17 protein-coding genes are annotated in these 15,795 nt (G+C 68.6%); 7 read left to right on the top strand and 10 right to left on the bottom strand.

All coding sequences use genetic code 11. From position 1 onward, the window contains the following. Nucleotides 1-828: 828 nt before the first annotated feature. The 9 genes from AB0I15_RS39080 to AB0I15_RS39040 all read right to left on the bottom strand — a co-directional run bounded on the left by AB0I15_RS39080 (nt 829) and on the right by AB0I15_RS39040 (nt 6,049). Entirely contained in the window at nt 829-1,287 is a 459-nt protein-coding gene (locus AB0I15_RS39080; RefSeq protein ID WP_358107384.1) for a hypothetical protein, read from the bottom strand. Between the two features lie 86 nt (nt 1,288-1,373). Next, a complete protein-coding gene (locus AB0I15_RS39075) occupies nt 1,374-1,601 on the bottom strand; it encodes a hypothetical protein (RefSeq protein ID WP_358107381.1) in 228 nt (75 codons plus the stop codon). Nucleotides 1,602-1,801: 200 nt separating this feature from the next. After that, nucleotides 1,802-2,218, bottom strand: a complete 417-nt coding sequence (locus tag AB0I15_RS39070) for a hypothetical protein (protein WP_358107378.1) — start codon at nt 2,216-2,218, stop codon at nt 1,802-1,804. Between the two features lie 3 nt (nt 2,219-2,221). Next, the gene (locus AB0I15_RS39065) at nt 2,222-2,617 is read right to left on the bottom strand and encodes a hypothetical protein (RefSeq protein WP_358107374.1); all 396 of its coding nucleotides are present in this window, start codon (nt 2,615-2,617) and stop codon (nt 2,222-2,224) included. Between the two features lie 5 nt (nt 2,618-2,622). Next, on the bottom strand, nt 2,623-2,985 hold the full coding sequence (locus tag AB0I15_RS39060) for a hypothetical protein (RefSeq protein ID WP_358107371.1): 363 nt from the start codon (nt 2,983-2,985) through the stop codon (nt 2,623-2,625). 429 nt (nt 2,986-3,414) lie between these two features. Next, a complete protein-coding gene (locus tag AB0I15_RS39055) occupies nt 3,415-4,140 on the bottom strand; it encodes an STAS domain-containing protein (protein ID WP_358107414.1) in 726 nt (241 codons plus the stop codon). Nucleotides 4,141-4,476: 336 nt separating this feature from the next. Then, nucleotides 4,477-4,935 carry a hypothetical protein gene (locus AB0I15_RS39050; RefSeq protein ID WP_358107368.1) on the bottom strand — a complete coding sequence of 153 codons (459 nt, stop codon included), beginning with the start codon at nt 4,933-4,935 and terminating at the stop codon, nt 4,477-4,479. A gap of 93 nt (nt 4,936-5,028) precedes the next feature. Then, nucleotides 5,029-5,445 (bottom strand): STAS domain-containing protein, encoded by a 417-nt coding sequence (locus tag AB0I15_RS39045; protein ID WP_358107365.1) that lies wholly within the window; start codon nt 5,443-5,445, stop codon nt 5,029-5,031. 325 nt (nt 5,446-5,770) lie between these two features. Further along, nucleotides 5,771-6,049, bottom strand: a complete 279-nt coding sequence (locus AB0I15_RS39040; protein ID WP_358107411.1) for a MerR family transcriptional regulator — start codon at nt 6,047-6,049, stop codon at nt 5,771-5,773. Between the two features lie 762 nt (nt 6,050-6,811). On the opposite strand from AB0I15_RS39040, the gene AB0I15_RS39035 reads away from it, so the two are divergent. Further along, nucleotides 6,812-6,949, top strand: coding sequence for a hypothetical protein (locus AB0I15_RS39035; protein WP_358107362.1), 138 nt, complete (start codon nt 6,812-6,814; stop codon nt 6,947-6,949). A 274-nt stretch (nt 6,950-7,223) separates the two neighbouring features. Here the strand turns inward: AB0I15_RS39035 and AB0I15_RS39030 are convergent, their stop codons facing one another. Further along, the gene (locus AB0I15_RS39030; RefSeq protein WP_358107359.1) at nt 7,224-7,418 is read right to left on the bottom strand and encodes a hypothetical protein; all 195 of its coding nucleotides are present in this window, start codon (nt 7,416-7,418) and stop codon (nt 7,224-7,226) included. Nucleotides 7,419-7,884: 466 nt separating this feature from the next. Here AB0I15_RS39030 and AB0I15_RS39025 point away from each other — a divergent pair, with 466 nt between their 5' ends. From AB0I15_RS39025 to AB0I15_RS39000, 6 genes are all read left to right on the top strand, one after another. After that, nucleotides 7,885-9,555, top strand: coding sequence for a Mu transposase C-terminal domain-containing protein (locus tag AB0I15_RS39025; RefSeq protein ID WP_358107356.1), 1,671 nt, complete (start codon nt 7,885-7,887; stop codon nt 9,553-9,555). 26 nt (nt 9,556-9,581) lie between these two features. After that, entirely contained in the window at nt 9,582-10,484 is a 903-nt protein-coding gene (locus AB0I15_RS39020) for a TniB family NTP-binding protein (RefSeq protein ID WP_358107409.1), read from the top strand. After that, a complete protein-coding gene (locus AB0I15_RS39015) occupies nt 10,481-11,740 on the top strand; it encodes a TniQ family protein (protein WP_358107353.1) in 1,260 nt (419 codons plus the stop codon). The genes AB0I15_RS39020 and AB0I15_RS39015 overlap by 4 nt, the downstream gene beginning before the upstream one ends. A gap of 134 nt (nt 11,741-11,874) precedes the next feature. Continuing rightward, the gene (locus tag AB0I15_RS39010) at nt 11,875-12,486 is read left to right on the top strand and encodes a recombinase family protein (protein ID WP_358107350.1); all 612 of its coding nucleotides are present in this window, start codon (nt 11,875-11,877) and stop codon (nt 12,484-12,486) included. A 330-nt stretch (nt 12,487-12,816) separates the two neighbouring features. Beyond that, nucleotides 12,817-13,659, top strand: a complete 843-nt coding sequence (locus tag AB0I15_RS39005) for a DUF6551 family protein (RefSeq protein WP_358107347.1) — start codon at nt 12,817-12,819, stop codon at nt 13,657-13,659. A gap of 451 nt (nt 13,660-14,110) precedes the next feature. Then, complete coding sequence (locus tag AB0I15_RS39000) at nt 14,111-15,790, top strand: Mu transposase C-terminal domain-containing protein (protein WP_358107344.1); 1,680 nt, start codon at nt 14,111-14,113, stop codon at nt 15,788-15,790. The last annotated feature ends 5 nt before the right edge of the window (nt 15,791-15,795 follow it).

The raw sequence follows: 15,795 nt of genomic DNA, 5'->3' as shown, positions 1-15,795 counted from the left end.
TCACTCGTCATGATTCCCGGGCATCACCAGCCCGAGTACGCCCAACCACGATCAGGCAAGCCCCCTGAACTGCGGTTTCAGGTTGGCACATGCCCCTTGGTGTAGCGGTCCGCGAATTGCCCCTGTGACTGTGTCTCCCATTGTCGTGCGGTGTAGACGAGGCCGCCCCCCGTGGCTAGCAGACCGACCAGCACGCTCATCGTTGTTAGCCTCTGCCAGAAATGCTGTCGTCGCGCCTCGTAGAATTCTTGCCGCTTCTCGGGAGGTAGCTGCTCAAGCTCATCCTGGGTCAGGGGTGACACCCTTCCCCGTCGCCACGGAACCACCCACCTGTTCCCGGACGCGGGTGCCTCCTGTGGAGACTGAGTGGCCTTTCGGGGCGTACGAACCCCTGGCTTGACCGTGGGACGCTTCCTTCTCACGGGTCTTGATCGTTCCGACCTCGTGTCACGTGCCCGCTGGCTAGGCATGATCGGGAGAATATCCGGGCGGGCGGGCGAATGCCCGGCGAAAGCGATAGCCCGTTCCTACCGGAGATCAGGCCATGTTCTACGAAACGCGTTACCCATGCTCACGCACTTGCCGCGTAGCGTTCCTGAGCACGGCGAGCGTGGCCGGATACGCTGGCATCATCTGATCGCCGCTGAGCTATGGGCCGGGCGCCACTCTTCACCAAGAAGGGGACCCCGATGCCTGCAACCTGTTGGTCAAGCATCTACGGCAAGGTTCTGCGACTCACAAGGCTCGACGCGTGCGGCGTTCCCGTGATCGGCGCCTGCTCGACCGTCGTGTGCGACGGGTTCGTGTCGATCGCCTACGCGAGCGAGCTCAAGGAAGGGACAGAGATCGAGGTCGCGCCCCGACCAGGGTCTCCACGCCCAGCTCCAGGTCCGACTTGGCCAGCGTCGTCTCGATCGTGCCCCCGGTCAGCTCATCGGCCAACGCCAAGATGACCGTGTTGCTCGCGGCGAACGCCTCCACCGCCGCCACGTACTGGTCGACCTTCGCGGCCTCGGCCGCGTTCAGGTCCTGGTCCTGCCAGAGCTCGCCGGTCTCGGCCCACAGCCACATGTCATCGCGCTGTTGCCCGAACACCTGCTTGATCCGCTCCATGGTGTGGTCGTCCAGCAGATGCGGGGCGCGCCGCGCCGGCTCCAGGGTCCGCAACTGCTCGCGGTTGGCGCCCAGCTGCTCCAGCACGATCGCGGTCATCATGTCCACGTCGGTCACCGGCCGCCACTCGGGCTCGCCTCTGCCGTCCCTGCCGCCACCATCACCACGCGCCATGCCTCAGATCGTCCCAGACCAGCACCAGCCGCCCGCCGCACCTTCATCACATCGAGACCGGGCCGCCTCCCGAACCATGATCATTCTCAGCGCCAACGGCTGTTCCTGGGTTCCCCGATCCCGAGCATGTTCAGGCAATTGCGCGGCAGATGCCAGTACTCCCGGTCGTCGACGTGGAGACGGCCGATGCCCACGGTGCGGCGCAGCCATGGGAGGTCGTTCTCCCTCTTCGGGAGCTTGGCGATGACCTTCCCCTTTTTCCGCGGGAGCCAGATCAGCGCCGCCTCAGGCGGCATGACCACGCGGCCGTCCACGACGCGAACCGTGGGCAAGCAACCGTCCATGGGGGCACAGTGACAGGCAGGTCTGACAATTTGTGTTTGAGGAAATGCGCTCCGTAGTTGGGGCGACGCAAGTTCAGGCGATCGCCAGGCCACGCGACCGCGCCCCGATCCGCCGGCCTGGTGCCGACCGGCGAAAAGGGCCGTCCCGGAAACGGTCAAGGGCGCCGAAGTTATCGGTCGGCGGACGGGAAATGCCGGTCCAGGATGTCGGCCCACTCCGGCAGGGTGACGAACCCGCCGTTGCCGCGAAAGCGTTCGTCCTTCAAGGTGACCAGCTCCGCCAGAGCCTTCACGAAGGGGCTGTCGGCTTGCTCTGCGGGCAGGACCTGCAGGGCTGCCTGGAAGCGGGCCATCGCGTCGGGGAACAGTCGCTCGGCGCGCTCCTCCTCCTGGCGCACCCGCTCGGCGTCGATCTGCGTCCACAGATGCTGTTCGAGATAATCGCCGCAGTCAGAGGTGTGGAGCTGGTGGACGGCCGCCTCGTCTTCCACCCAGAACACGGCGACCATGTCGTCGGTCTTGGGGTGCGTTGCCTTGCATGTCGGGCACAGACGCATCCCGGGGGCGAGGTTCGGATCTCCGGTCAACGGTCATCCTCCTGCAGGGGGGCGGGGGTTGAGCATGTCCTGGTCGATCGCGGCCTGGCAGGCGGCCGCGAGGTACATCGTCGGCAGGTGCGTGCCGTCGGCGTCGATGGTGCGGGTTCCGGCGTCGGAGAAGATGAGCTGCGCCGCGCCGATGGCGGTGCCGGTGTAGTAGGCGTACATGGCGCGGCCGCGGACAGGGCGCCCGTCCTTGTCCCGCTTCTGCCGCATCTCCTTCACCTGCCGGGTGATCTTCTGCGACATCACCGGGTCGGCGGCGGCGCCGGCCAGGGCCGCGCGGCCGTACTGCTCATACAGGCGGGGAAGGGTAGGGGTGCCGTTCCGGGTCAGCAGGTCGGCGAGCCACGCCCAGTAGCGCCGCCTCAGGTACCTCAGGAGCATGTTCATCACCTCGCCGATCGGGGAGCGTCGCCTCCTTGGGCGGGCATCCGCAGCAGGCCGCCGTCGAAGGCTAGATGGAACATGGCGCCCAGGCGCACGGCCGCGAAGTCGGGGTCGATGGCGGCGGGGGTCGGAGCGTCCGGACGCACGGCGGCCTCCAGCAGGCAGGCCAGCACGGCGTGGGTGTGGCCCAGCAGGTAGTAGGTCAGGGCCGTCTTGTCGGTGAGCAGCTTGGCCACCCGCGGCCCTTCCTGCTTCAGGTCTTGTCGGATCTCCGCCGCGAGGTCGCTGATCGCCGCGCTGAAGGCCGCATCGGCGGCCGCGCGGGCGTAGATGTCCCGCCCGTACCGGTCATACAGCACCTGCACCGCGAACACCGCCAGGTGCCCGTCCGGAGTTTCGTCCCGTGAAGGCCCGTCGCCGCCTCGCCACCACTTTTGTAACCAAGATCCGACCTTGTTCATCCCAGCATGATGCGCGCACCCTACGGAGCATGGCAAGCACGCCCTGTAAGGAGTGCCGGTCAAGGCGCCTGTCAACGGATCGTTCGAACCAGACGAGTTCGCCTGACCTGGGCGAACAGCCGTCCCAAAACAGGGTGGTCAGTGCTCGGAGGTGAGATGCGGTTCGACGCACGCCCGGCCGCTTTTCTCGACGCCGAACGCTGAGGCCCGAGCCGGGAGACGCCCGGCCGGTCGCCGCGTGTGCTTACCGACCAAGGCGCCTCCCCATACGAGCGCCGCCCCCCTCCAGAACACGACACCCGCATCGCCCAGTCATGGAGAGTAGTAGTTCGATCACTGTATGTGCATCTCAGGCTTCGGGTCAGGATGTTCGGCGGCCTTACGCGCCTCCTGGAGGGTGGCGCGCAAGGCCGCCGAACTCTCGCCGCAGCGTCGGAGGGCATCACCCAGCCGCCTCACGCCTTCCTCCGCCGTGTTGAGCCGGTCGGCGAGGGCGTGCTGACGCTCGGCGGCCTGTTCGCGCAGGGCCCTGGCCCGGACGATGGCCGGCGTGACCGGTGTGGCCGGCGGCACGTCAGCCGGTTCCGGGCGGCGTGGCCGTGCCGCGCGCGGGCGCTGGGCGGGCACGCGTACGCGGCGCAGTTCGCGTACGCGTGGCAGGTGCCGAGGGATCGGCGCGGGGGGAGTGTCGAGCTGGTAGGCCTCGACGTCGGTGGCCGCCAGGGCCGCGGCCATGCTGGCATGCACCGCGATGGGGGGCCGGGCGTCGTGCTGGGTCATCAGGCCGATCAGCCGGCTCAGCGGCGGCTGGGCTTCGGCGACGGCCAGGTGGCCGCCCCTGGCCTGAAGGGCCCGGTGGGTGAGGGCGAGCTGGTCGAGCCCGCTCAGGTCACAGAACCACAGATCGGCGGCGGCCACGACCACGTGGGTGATCGCCGACTGCGGGATCGGGTCGAGGAAAGCGGCCAGGATGGGCCCGGTGGTCAGGTCGAGCTCGCCGGTCAGGACCATCACCAGCGTGGTGTCCCCGACGGGAACCAGCCGGATCGACAACTGCATCACGCCGATGCACCTCCCGCTCTGCTCAGGCCGCCTATGCGACAGAGAGCCAGGCCTCATCCTCCTCCGTTCCCGGGCCAGGGGCGAGGCGAGAGGAGGCGACGGGGCGGTTTCCCCGGGCCGAACCCGCAAACGGTCGTGCGCGCAGAGGGCCGAAGCGCGACGCGGCGAGGCCGGGATCCCTGTCCGCCTGCTCATCGACCTCTTCGCCGACCGTGACATGCACAGTCACGCTCATTGATCATCAGAGGCGAGTTCACGGGTTCGGCAACACCGATGTCACTACGCATCACCCCCGCGCCCGGCAGCGTCGACTCAGGTGCCGCGCCATGTTCATCACCTCGCCGATCGGGGAGCGTCGCCTCCTTGGGCGGGCATCCGCAGCAGGCCGCCGTCGAAGGCTAGATGGAACATGGCGCCCAGGCGCACGGCCGCGAAGTCGGGGTCGATGGCGGCGGGGGTCGGAGCGTCCGGACGCACGGCGGCCTCCAGCAGGCAGGCCAGCACGGCGTGGGTGTGGCCCAGCAGGTAGTAGGTCAGGGCCGTCTTGTCGGTGAGCAGCTTGGCCACCCGCGGCCCTTCCTGCTTCAGGTCTTGTCGGATCTCCGCCGCGAGGTCGCTGATCGCCGCGCTGAAGGCCGCATCGGCGGCCGCGCGGGCGTAGATGTCCCGCCCGTACCGGTCGTACAGCACCCGCACCGCGAACATCTCCAGCGGCCCCTGCGACGTCTCCTCCCGTGCGGATCCGTCGCCGCCTCGCCACCACCTTTGTAACCAAGATCCCACTTTGCTCATCCCAGCATGATGCGCACACCCTACGGAGCGAGGCAAGCACACCGCGTAAAACCGGTGAGGGGCCCCTGGCGATGCTGGTCCCCGGCGCGGCCGCTACTGACCCGGTGAGTCGGGGTCCTTGGTGGCCTCGGGCGGGGGCGCTGCTTGCACCGTCTGGATCGCTTCCTCCACCGATGCCTCGACGCGGAACGCGGTGCGCAGTCCGGTGATCGTCAAGATGCGTTCCAGCAAGGCCGGGAGGCTCGACAAGACGAGGTTGCGGTGCTGTTCGCGGCTCTGCTTGAGCAGCAGCACCAGCACGCCGACGCCCCTGGAGTCGCAGAACGTCACCCCGCTCAGGTCCAGGACCAGGCCGGCGGAGTCGGTCGCCTCCCACGCGTCCTTCGCCTGCTGGCGCAGCAGCCCGGCGGAGTTGTAGTCGAGTTCGCCGGCGGCCGTGGCGACGATGAAGGTCTCGTGCAAGCCGATCGACATGGTGAAGCGTTCGGTGGAGGCGCTGTCCTCATCCATGGGGACCATCATTCTCGTGATCTTGCTTGGCGATGCTGGCATCTCTTCGCGGGTCGGATTTGTGGAAGCCCCCGAGCCCGCCTGAGCCCCGAGCCCGCTGGACCGCCGGCGCTGTCCCGTCCATCCCCGGTTTCGGGGAGGCTTTGGCCCGCTCTCCAGGTTGGTGTCGCTCGGGGCGGCGGGAAGTCGCAGCAGCCCTGGCCCCGCGAGCCCCGGGGTGCGCCGCCGCCGGGTGGTGGCCGCCGAGCCGCGGCCGATGGGTGGATGCGGTGTGGCCTGGTCAGCGCGGTGGAAGACCAGGCCGCAGAGCAACGAAGCCGCCGTGTCAGTTTCCGGCTGTGCGTTCGCGTCCGTGCTGGCGTTCGTGGGCGGCGTTGATGCGCAGCGCCTCGGCGAGCTGGTCTTCCAAGATGATGATGCGGCAGGCGGCTTCCACGCCGGTGCCCTGGTCGACCAGTTCCCGGGCGCGCGCGGCCAGGCGCAGCTGGTAGCGGGAGTAGCGGCGGTGACCGCCGCCGGAGCGTTTCGGCTCGATCAGGTGGGCGGCGCCCAGAGCCCGCAGGAACGTGGCGGTGACGCCGAGCATCTCGGCGGCCGTGCCCATGCTGTAGGCGGGGTAGTCCTCATCGTCGAACCGGTCGTCGGCCGTGAGCCCGGCCTCATCGGTGATCCTGCCGCGGGTGAGTGTGTCACCCTCGGCAGCCGAGCGACGTTGATCCATATGTTCCTTTCCCGTTAACGCGCACAGGGGGCCCCGGCGCCTGTTGCGCCGGGGCCCCGAAGAGTTCAACACCATCTACCGGCCATCGGCCGGCTTACCGTTGTGCGCAACCGCCGCATTGAGCGGGCGGTGATGCGCGGATCGCGGATGCGTGACCGTAGACCACCTTCCTATCTGTGGAACTGCGGTACCCGAGCGGCGAGACTCAACCGGCAACGGGCGATCCTGATGGCGTCAACACTCCCTTCATCTTTCTCTTCCGGACCATTTGCCAACTTCACCGTCGGCAGCGCGTCCACGCTCTGGGCCCCTAACCACTGCGCTGGCCCGTCACGTCCGACCTTCTGCCGTCAACCCTTCACAGCAGCGCGTCCACACTCTGGGCCCCTAACCACTGCGCTGGCCCGTCACGTCCGACCTTCTGCCGTCAAACCCTTAACGTTCAACCTTCGACTTCAGCCTGCTCCGGGCAGTTCGTCGTCCTGCTGGTAACTACTTGTGCTGCCCGGTGGTTCCGTTCCTTGCGATGTGAGAAACCATAGTTCCAACAGCGGTGAATGTCTACTACGGCGAATGCACTTTTTCGGCTCCGGGCGCGGAAGCCTTCCGGACCGCGCCGTACCTGCGCAGACGCATGACGGATGCATGAGCGCCGCGATATGGGGGAAAGGCCAGGTCACGCGAAGGCGGGAGAGGCAAGACGCGGTGGACGACGTCGAGTACGGCTACAACCTGAACGTCACCATCGGCGACCATCGCCACTGGACGACCGTTCTCCGGTGATGACCGCCTCCCTCAATGCGGTGTGGACGACCTGGACATCCGGGACCCACGCCTGGCCCTGCCAGCCGCACACCCCGCCGGCGGGCAGCCTCGGCGGGCTATGGCCTGAGCTGGCAGGGCCACATCGATGCGCTGACCGTCGTGCGTGACGGCGCGCTGACCCGCATCGCCGCCGCCGAGCCTGAGCGTGAGCAGGCCCTGGAGGACAAGCGCACCGCCGAGCGCATGGCGCGCGACGCCGACCGAGCGGCAGATCTGACGGGTCGCTTTCGGTTCACACGCCGGCGTGCCCGCCGCTGTCTGCCGCGCTTCCACTGCCGCCGCGTGCATCGGTGGCTTCTCTGGCCCTGCGGGCCTGCGCCTCGATGTCATGAGCGCTGAGGGGGGAGCGACGGCGCCGCAGATCGAACACGATGCCCCAGATGATCAGAGCGACGAGTGGTGCGACGATAACCACGATCGTGACCATCGCGATCTCCTTCTCCTGGGCCCTCAGCCTACCCTCGCGGCTGCCGCCAGGAGCGGGGCTGAACAGAGCATCGGCGAGCTTGGCCCTCTTGCGCTTCGCCCACACCCACGATGAGGCCCGAGCCGGTGAGACGCCCCGGCTGGTCGCCGCATGTGCTACCGGCCGGGGCGCCTCCAGATGCGAGCGCCGCCCCCCTCCAGAACACGACACCCGCACCGCCCAGTCATGGAGAGTAGCCGTTAGACCACTGTATGTGCATCCGGGAGCTCTATCGGGTCGTCCCAATAACGGTCGTTTGATGGACGGTGGTGCAGGGACTCCGGACTGTCGTTTCCCGTAGTCATGTTCACTGACGTCCTGGGGTTATAGGGCTGATTGCAGTGGACTTCGGAAACTTCTGATTCCTGTAGTCCTCTGCACTACCGTCGGCCTTGTCCGGACTCGTGTTCACTACGGTGAGGTCGGCATGGTCGACGACGTGGCGGGTGTGGCGGAGCTGGGTGTGCTGACGGCTTCGGCGGCGGAATGGTCGATGGCCGCCCGCCGAGCGGAGGTGATCGGCGGGCTGGCGCGGGAGCCGCAGGTCCGCATTGCGGAAGCGGATGAGGCGGCGACGCAGCTGGGCATCTCTCGCCGCCAGGTCTATGAATTGCTGAAGCGGTGGCGGGCGGGTTCGCAGGTCGCATCTGATCTGCTTCCGCGCCGGTCCAGTGGTGGCCGAGGGCGTGGTCGACTGCCGGAGGAGATCGAGGCGCTGCTGCTGGAGGTGATCCGGTCGCGGTATCTGACCAGACAGCGTCGGACAGTGAGCGCGGTCTACAAGGAGGTCGTCCGGCAGTGCCAGATCCGCGGGTTGACGGTGCCGTCGCGAGGGACGTTGGAGCGGCGGATCGGCCAGCTGGATCCGGTGGCCTCGGTCACGGCCCGGCAGGGCGCGGACGCCGCTCGGGCCCTGCGGTCGGCAGGTGGAGAGCCGCCGGTGATCGAGGGGCTGCTGGAGCAGGTGCAGATCGACCACACGGTCGTGGATCTGGAGATCGTGGACGAGCGGCACCGGCTGCCGATCGGCCGCCCGTACGTCACGGCCGCGATCGACGTGGCATCCCGCAGCGTGGTGGGCCTGGTAGTGACGCTGGAGGCGCCGTCGGCGTTGTCGGTGGGATTGTGCCTGGCACATATGGCGACCGACAAGCGGCCGTGGCTGGAGCGGCTCGGGGTCGAGGCGGCCTGGCCGATGAGTGGCAAGCCGCGCGAGATCTTCACCGACAACGCCGCGGAGTTCAAGAGCGAGGCGTTACAGCGGGGCTGTGACCAGCACGGGATCAAGCAGAGCTATCGGCCGCCGGGGCAGCCGCACTTCGGCGGGATTATCGAGCGGCTCATCGGCACGATGATGGAGATGGTGCACGAGCTGCCGGGCACCACGTTCTCCAATCCCGCCGAGCGCGGCGGGTATGACAGCCAGGCCAGCGCGGTGCTGACGCTGGCGGAGTTGAACAAGTGGCTGGCGCTGGCGGTCACGGTCTACCACGGCCAGGTGCACGGCACGCTGAAACAGACGCCGGCCGGTCGGTGGGAACAAGGCGTCGCCGAGGGCGGCCGTCCCGCGACGGTGTCGAGCGAGACGGCGTTCCTGGTCGACTTCTTGCCGGTGGAGCGGCGCACGCTGACCCGCACGGGTTTCACGCTCGATCACGTCCAGTACTACTGCGACGCCCTCAAGCCGTGGATCGCCCGGCGCAGGCAGCTGGAGAAGATCGTGCTGCGCCGCGACCCGCGCGACATCTCCCGCGTCTGGGCGCTCGATCCGGACGGGGACTCCTATCTGCCCGTGTCGTACCGGACGATGTCCCGGCCGCCGATCAGTCTGTGGGAACAGCGCGCGGCAGTTGCTCGGCTTCGGGAACTGGGCCGCGATCAGGTGAATGAGACGGCGCTGTTCGCGATGGTCGAGCAGATGCGGCAGATCACGAAGGACGCGGCGGCCAAGACCCGCCGGGCCCGCCGGGAGGGCGAGCGACGCTCCGCGACTCCCACCACGCGATGGATCCCACCTGCGCTAGTATCGCCGGCCGCGGCGCAGGATCTTCCGGTGGGGGAGCCGGTGTGCCCGTTCGAGGTGATCGAGCAGTGGTGAGCAGCAAGCCGGACATCGAGCTGGAGATGGGGCCGGAAGAGGAGCTGTCTCATCTGCATGAGGCTGCCCGGCTGGTGGCACGGCTGCCCGCCGCCGAGCGGCTGGCCCGGGTCCGGGCGGATCGGTGGATCGGCTACACCCGCGCCACGCAGTCGCTGGCTCGGCTGCACACGCTGCTGGACTGGCCTGCCAAGCAGCGGATGCCGAACCTGCTGGTGATCGGGCCGACCAACAACGGCAAGTCGATGATCGTGGAGAAGTTCCGGCGCTCCCACCCGCCGATCTCCCATCCGGACGCCGAGGAGATCCCGGTGCTGACCGTGCAGATGCCGTCCGACCCGCAGGTGGCCCGCTTCTACACCGCGCTGCTGACCGCGCTCGGCGCGCCGCTGCGGCCCCGCCAGCGGCTGGGCGAGCTGGAGCAGCTCGCGGTGCGGCTGCTGCGGCAGGCCGGCGTACGGATGCTGGTGATCGACGAACTCCACAACGTCCTGGCCGGGCGCGGCGATACGCGCCGTGAATTCCTCAACCTGCTGCACTTCCTCGGCAACGAGCTGAAGATCCCACTGGTCGGCGTCGGCACCCGGGACGCCTACCTGGCGATCCGCTCTGATGACCAGCTGGAGAACCGCTTCGCCCCGTTCACGTTGCCGCGCTGGCAGCCCGACCGGGAGGCGAGCATGCTGCTGGCCAGCTTCGCTGCCGCCTTCCCGTTGCGCCGCCCCTCCCACCTGGCCACCCCGGAGATGACCGAATACCTGCTGACCCGCAGCGAAGGCACCATCGGGGAACTGGCCGCGTTGCTCACCGAGGCCGCCGTCGCGGCGATCGAGTCCGGCGAGGAAGCCATCAACCAGCGCACCCTGCTCATGGCGACCTACCAGGGGCCGACCGAGCGGCGCCGCCTGTTCGAACGCGAACTCACATGAGGCCAGGTGAACGCGTCCGCCGCTGGCCGGTGCACCCGCCACCCCATCCCGGCGAGGCGCTGACCTCCTGGCTCGGCCGCCTGGCGAGCACCTACCACCTGTCGGTGCCGCAGCTGCTGCGGCACAACCTCGGCCCGGCCTCCGCCCTGCTGGACGACCCAGCCGCCGATGATCTGGACTGGGATCCGTCGCCAGCGATCCTGCACGCGCTCGCCGAGCGGACCGGCACGCCGGTCGGCCGACTACGCCGGATGACGATCGGCGGGTGGGTGCCCTGGCTGGCCGACACCCTCGACCCGGACCACGGCGCGGAAACCTTCCCTACCTACGTCCGGCAGGACTCCGTCCTGCTGTGGCCGGGCGAGGCCGGCCGCAACGTCGTCCAGCGATGGCGGCCCTGGTTCCCCCTGCCCCGTCACACCCCCCGGACCGTACGACGAGTCTGCCCTGTCTGCGCCGCCGAGCCCGGCCGCGGGATCCCGTTGACCGCCAGGATCCCGCTCATGCTCAGCTGCCCCACGCACGGGCGCCGCCTCGAAACCGAGAAGGCATGCTGGCTCGCCGAGGCGCTGGACCAGCCTACGCCGGACCGCGCGGCGCCCGAGCACATCCTGGTCATGGACCGGCTCACCTTCCAGGGCCTGAGTTCCGGCACGGTCAGTCTGCCCCGCCGATCCGTGCACGTCGGCGTCTGGCTCCGGTTGCTGCGCACCTTGCTGGACGAGGTCAGCCTGTCCACCTCACAAGTCCGCCAGCATGCGGCCGCCGCCCTGGAACAGATCTGGGCCACCGCCGGCTGGCCGCCCCGGGGTGGCATCACGGTATGGCGCCCGTACGAGACCTTCGACACCGTGCGCCAGGAAGCGCTGCTGGAAGCCGCCGCGACCGCGCTGAACCTCATCCGGACCGGGAAGATCACCGCGCGCGGCAGCCTCGGCCCGCTGCTGATGGTCCAGCCGCACCAGCCCGTTTACGAGGGCGACCGGCCCGGCGCGTCGCAGCGGGCGCGCACGGCAGGGCGGCAGGCCATGCACCAGTCGTGGGCCCAAGCCCAGCACGAGGTGGAGGAATGGTTCGACGCCGCGCGCATCGACGAGGCCACCGCGCGACACATCTTTGGCATCCTCACCTGTTTCTCTCGGACGAGGGAGGCCTACGACCGGGAACGCGACTTCATGATCGGCCAGGGCATCCCCGCCTCGTTCCTTCCCGATCCTGAGCCGGGCCGTTTTGCTTCCTCCGGAGGTGTCCGTTAGAGGTCCCCAACCGGACACCCGGACGCGCCGCCACGGAGATCACCGAAGCGCAGCTCGGCAAGCCGCACCCGTGTCTCAGATAAGTGGTCCGCGAAACTGTCCGGTGAAGGGAGGCTAAACCGTACGGTGGACAGGTGGCAGAACTGATCGGCTACGCCCGATGCTCAACCGTCGCCCAAGACCTCACCGCCCAGCGCGACATCCTCACCGGCCTCGGCGTGCCCGAGGACCGCATCTACCTCGACAAGGGCCTGACCGGAACCAACCGCGCCCGCCCCGGCCTCGACCAAGCCCTGGCCGCCGTCCGCTCCGGCGACACCCTGGTGGTGCCCAAACTCGACCGGCTCGCCCGCTCAGTGCCCGACGCCCGCGACATCGGCGACACCCTGCTCGCCCGCGGAGTGCGCCTGTCGCTGGGCGGCAGCATCTACGACCCGGCCGACCCCATGAGCAAGATGTTCTTCAACATGCTCGCCGTGTTCGCCGAGTTCGAGGCCGACCTGCTCAAGATGCGCACCCGCGAAGGCATGGCCATCGCCCGCTCCAAGGGCAAGCTCAAGGGCCGGGCGCCCAAGCTGACCGCCCGGCAGCAGGCCGAACTGGTCCGCATGCGCGCCAGCGGCGACTACTCCATCGCCGACCTGATGGAGCTGTTCTCCATCGGCCGGGCCACGGTCTACCGCGTCCTCGAACGCGCCGCCGGCAGTCCACCCCCCGCGGCCCGAAGTGCTGCGCCCGCGCCCTGATCATGCTCCGGCAACCGAGCGTTTCTGAGAATCCTCTAACCGGCCCCGTGCATGCAGAGGACTCCCTGTGCACGGCTGCAGGTCGCGACGCGGCCAGGCATGGCTGTGGCCACTGGAGGTGCGGTAGATGATGAGACGTGGGTGACGCCGAACTCGTCGGCGACCTGGGGCATCGGATGGCGCCGCAATCGGCGCTAATCGAACCTGGGTGAATCCGGTGACCTCGCTAAGATTTTTGGCCATAAAAATTTGCTCAGGTCAGCAATTTGACATAGCCTCAACTGTGATCGGTCCTGGGAGACCGCTACCGAAACCTCCGAGTGGGGAAAAGTGGACAAGCACTACGAGTCGGTGAGAGTGGGCTCGCTCACGGTCGATCCGTCGATGGACACCAATCGTCTGTACATGCAGCGCGATGAGAACACCGCTTGGACCGCGAAGATCACCGAGAACTGGGACGTGGAGATGCTCCTGCCGGCCCTGGTCTCGAAGCGAGCCAACGGCGAGATGGTGATCATCGATGGTCAGCACAGCAACCAGGCCTGCATCATCAAGGAAGGACCGGATTTCCTCCGCGACGCGATGGTCTACGAGGGACTCACCATTCAGCAGGAGGCGAAGCTCTTCCTCGCTGCGAACAAGCACCGCAAACCGGTGAGGCCGTACGACAACTTCCGGGTCTCGCTCACGGCAGGCGACCCCATCGCGATCCGCGTCAACAACGAGGTACAAGCTCTCGGCGAGGATCTTCAAGTAGCCGCCAGCCCGAGTGCAAACCGTGTCGGCGCCGTCCAGGCCCTGCTGGCGATGGGCAAGAAGCCGGGAATGGTCAAGCGGGTGCTGACGCTGGTAAGCGCGGCCTGGGGTCGCGACGCGAGCACCTGGGACAACCTGATCCTGAGGGGTGTCACCATGGTGCTGGACGTGCCGGGGAACTGGGAACTCGCTGACGATGCTCGGCTGATCAAGATCCTGAAGAAGGGCGGCGCTCCGGCGATCTGGAAGCAGAACTCGGTGCGCCTGACCACGAGCGGTGGTGGCTCGTCATCCCGGTCGGTGCCGATGGCACAGGCCATCGTGGGCGACTACAACATGGGACTGGATCGCGAAAAGACCCTCGTACTCGGCCGACCCAAGAAGGTGGCGTCCTCCAGCACGACAGCTGCGGCATAGTCGACCCGCGCCTGCATGACGAAGGCCCGGTCCTGGTGGGGACCGGGCCTTCGTCATGCTGCGACCAGAACCGGTCCTGGGAGATCAGCGCTGCCGCGAACACGGCAAAGATATACGACGCCTGCTCCGAAGACTGTGCGGACGGGACTGCGCAAAGGAAATCAGACATCCGTGCACGCGAACTCGGACATCGACGGCTTGCACGGCACACCCCCGGGCGAGCACTACGCCCCGTCGCCCTTGGCCAAGATCTCCATTGCAGAGGACTTCGGAAACCTGTGCAGTCGACTTCGGGAATCGACAAACGATGTCACTTCTCGAAGCCGGGTGCGCGGGTGTCCTGGGCTTTCGGGGGCCCGTGCAGAGGACTCTGAAGCGCCGGATTGACCATAGTCCTCTGCGCTACGGTGCGTTTGTTCCGTACTCGTGTGCGCGACGGTGAGGCCTCGGCATGGACGATGGGCGAGCGCAGATCATCGAGCGGGGTGTGCTGACCGCCCCGGATGAGACGTGGGACATGGCAGTACGTCGCACCGAGGTGATCGGCCGGTTGGCCGCCGAGCCGCGGGTGGGATTGGCGGCCGCGGACGCGGCGGCGGATGAACTGGGCATCTCCCGGCGCCAGGTGTACGTGCTGCTGGGCCGGTGGCGTGCGGGTGAGGGTGTCGTGTCGGATCTGCTGCCTGGGCGCTCCAGCGGTGGCCGGAGACTCGGCCGGGTGCCGACGGCGGTCGAGACGGTGATGGCCGAGGTGATCCGGTCGCGCTACCTGACCCGGCAGCGACGCTCGGTGGCGGCGGTCTACCGGGAGGTCGTACGCCGGTGCCGGACCGGTGGGCTGCCAGTGCCGGCCCGCAGCACGCTGGCGCGGCGGATCGAGGCGCTGGATCCGGTGGCGGCCGCCACGGCGCGGGAGGGTGTCGAGGGGGCGCGCCGGCTGCGGTCGGCGGGCGGCGACCCGCCGAGCATTGACGGCCTGCTGCAGCAGGTGCAGATCGACCACACGCCGGTCGATGTGGAGGTGGTCGATGAACGGCATCGGCTGCCGATCGGCCGCCCGTACGTCACCGCGGCGATCGATGTGGCCAGCCGGTGCGTGGTCGGCCTGGTGGTGACCCTGGAGGCACCGTCGGCGCTGTCGGTGGGGCTGTGCCTGGCGCACACCGTGTGCGACAAGCGGCCGTGGCTGGAGCGGCTCGGCCTGCAGGCGGTGGTCTGGCCGATGAGCGGCAAGCCGCACGAGATCCACGTCGACAACGCCGTGGAATTCCACAGTGAGGCGCTGCGCCGGGGCTGCGTGCAGCACGGCGTCACGCTGGCGTACCGGCCCAAGGGCATGCCGCACTTCGGCGGCGTCATCGAGCGGCTGATCGGCACAATGATGCAGATGGTGCACGAACTGCCCGGCACCACCTTCTCCAGCGCGGCCGAGCGCGGCAGCTACGACAGCCAGGCCAGCGCGGTGCTGACCGTCGCCGAGCTGAACCGGTGGCTGGCCCTGGCGGTGGCCGCCTACCACGGCCAGGTGCACGCCACGCTGGGCCAGACACCCGCCGGGCGGTGGGCCGAAGGCGTCGCGGCCGGCGGCCGCCCCGCGACGGTGACCGGCGAGACCGCGTTCCTCATCGACTTCCTGCCGGTGATCCGACGGACGCTGAGGCGGACCGGCTTCACCATCGACCACGTGCAGTACTACAGCGACGCGCTCAAGCCGTGGATCGCCCGCCGGGATCGGCTGGAGAAGTTCGTGCTGCGCCGCGACCCGCGCGACCTGTCCCGGATCTGGGTGCTGGACCCCGACGGGCACGCCTACCTGCCGGTGCCGTACCGGACGCTGGCGCGCCCGCCGATCAGCGTGTGGGAACAGCGCGCCGCGATCGCCCGGCTGCGCCGGGACGGCCGGGCCCAGGTCGATGAGAACGCCCTGTTCGCCATGGTCGAGCAGATGCGGCAGATCACCGAGAACGCGGCGGCCACGACCCGCCGGGCCCGCCGCGATGCCGAGCGCCGCTTGGCGACCCCCGCGCCGCGACCAGATGCGCCGGCGCCCCCGCCACCACCCTCGCTGCCGGCCGAGGAGGGTGCGGACGATGAGCCCGTGCAGCCGTTCGAGGTGATCGAGCAGTGGTGACCAGC

The sequence above is a fragment of the Nonomuraea sp. NPDC050643 genome (assembly GCF_040654715.1).
Lineage (GTDB): Bacteria > Actinomycetota > Actinomycetes > Streptosporangiales > Streptosporangiaceae > Nonomuraea.
Note: the sequence above shows the minus strand (reverse complement) of the source record. Positions and strands in the feature narration are given on the sequence as shown.

What these genes read in the sequence shown, in the direction of transcription:
- AB0I15_RS39080 (WP_358107384.1), bottom strand. Translation starts at nt 1,287, where the DNA reads ATGGCGCGTGGTGATGGTGGCGGCAGGGACGGCAGAGGCGAGCCCGAG.
- AB0I15_RS39065 (WP_358107374.1), bottom strand. Translation starts at nt 2,617, where the DNA reads ATGCTCCTGAGGTACCTGAGGCGGCGCTACTGGGCGTGGCTCGCCGAC.
- AB0I15_RS39055 (WP_358107414.1), bottom strand. Translation starts at nt 4,140, where the DNA reads ATGCAGTTGTCGATCCGGCTGGTTCCCGTCGGGGACACCACGCTGGTG.
- AB0I15_RS39050 (WP_358107368.1), bottom strand. Translation starts at nt 4,935, where the DNA reads ATGAGCAAAGTGGGATCTTGGTTACAAAGGTGGTGGCGAGGCGGCGAC.
- AB0I15_RS39045 (WP_358107365.1), bottom strand. Translation starts at nt 5,445, where the DNA reads ATGGATGAGGACAGCGCCTCCACCGAACGCTTCACCATGTCGATCGGC.
- AB0I15_RS39040 (WP_358107411.1), bottom strand. Translation starts at nt 6,049, where the DNA reads ATGGGCACGGCCGCCGAGATGCTCGGCGTCACCGCCACGTTCCTGCGG.
- AB0I15_RS39035 (WP_358107362.1), top strand. Translation starts at nt 6,812, where the DNA reads ATGAGCGCCGCGATATGGGGGAAAGGCCAGGTCACGCGAAGGCGGGAG.
- AB0I15_RS39030 (WP_358107359.1), bottom strand. Translation starts at nt 7,418, where the DNA reads ATGGTCACGATCGTGGTTATCGTCGCACCACTCGTCGCTCTGATCATC.
- AB0I15_RS39025 (WP_358107356.1), top strand. Translation starts at nt 7,885, where the DNA reads ATGGTCGACGACGTGGCGGGTGTGGCGGAGCTGGGTGTGCTGACGGCT.
- AB0I15_RS39020 (WP_358107409.1), top strand. Translation starts at nt 9,582, where the DNA reads ATGGGGCCGGAAGAGGAGCTGTCTCATCTGCATGAGGCTGCCCGGCTG.
- AB0I15_RS39015 (WP_358107353.1), top strand. Translation starts at nt 10,481, where the DNA reads ATGAGGCCAGGTGAACGCGTCCGCCGCTGGCCGGTGCACCCGCCACCC.
- AB0I15_RS39000 (WP_358107344.1), top strand. Translation starts at nt 14,111, where the DNA reads ATGGACGATGGGCGAGCGCAGATCATCGAGCGGGGTGTGCTGACCGCC.